Here is a 794-nt window from a genome sequence, read left to right as displayed (position 1 = left end):
TTATAACTAAACTTGCAAATAAGTTACAACGTCAATTATTAGCAAAACAAAACAGAGCATGGGAATTTGATTTAGAAGAGGGTTTATTAGATAGTTCTAAATTACCTAGAATTATTATTGATCCGTATAATTCCTTATCATTCAAAAAAGAGAAAGACTTAGATTTTAAAGATACCGTTGTAACATTATTGATTGATAATTCTGGATCAATGAGAGGCAGACCAATTACAATTGCCGCTCTATGTGCTGATATATTATCTAGAACTTTGGAAAGATGCTCAGTGAAAGTTGAGATTCTTGGATTTACAACAAAAAACTGGAAAGGTGGATTGTCTAGAGAGGAGTGGAATAAATCTGGTAAAACAAAAAATCCTGGAAGATTAAATGATTTAAGGCACATAATTTATAAATCAGCAGATACACATTGGAGACAATCAAAGAAAAATTTAGGACTTATGCTTAAAGAAGGTCTTCTAAAAGAAAACATTGATGGAGAGGCAATTACCTGGGCATTTAATAGACTTAAAAAAAGAAAAGAGGAAAGAAAAATTATGATGGTAATTTCTGATGGTGCACCAGTAGACGATTCAACTTTATCAGTAAATTCTGGAGACTTTCTTGAGAAACATTTAAAGAAAATTGTTAAGTTTATTGAGAACAAAAGTGATATTGAAATTTTAGCTATCGGTATTGGGCATGATGTTTCTAGATATTATCAAAAAGCAATAAAAATAACTGATGTTCAAGAGTTAGGAGATGTGATGATTGGACAATTAAGTGGATTATTTGAGAAT

1 protein-coding gene is annotated in these 794 nt (G+C 30.4%); it reads left to right on the top strand.

Annotation, left to right across the window (positions count from 1 at the left end):
* Nucleotides 1-794 (top strand): cobaltochelatase CobT-related protein (locus tag AMN80_RS01140; protein ID WP_143323369.1); only part of this gene is annotated, 794 nt, incomplete at both ends.

The organism is Candidatus Pelagibacter communis, from assembly GCF_001179985.1.
Taxonomy (GTDB): Bacteria; Pseudomonadota; Alphaproteobacteria; order Pelagibacterales; family Pelagibacteraceae; genus Pelagibacter; species Pelagibacter ubique_J.
This window is presented reverse-complemented; position numbering and strand designations above follow the sequence as displayed.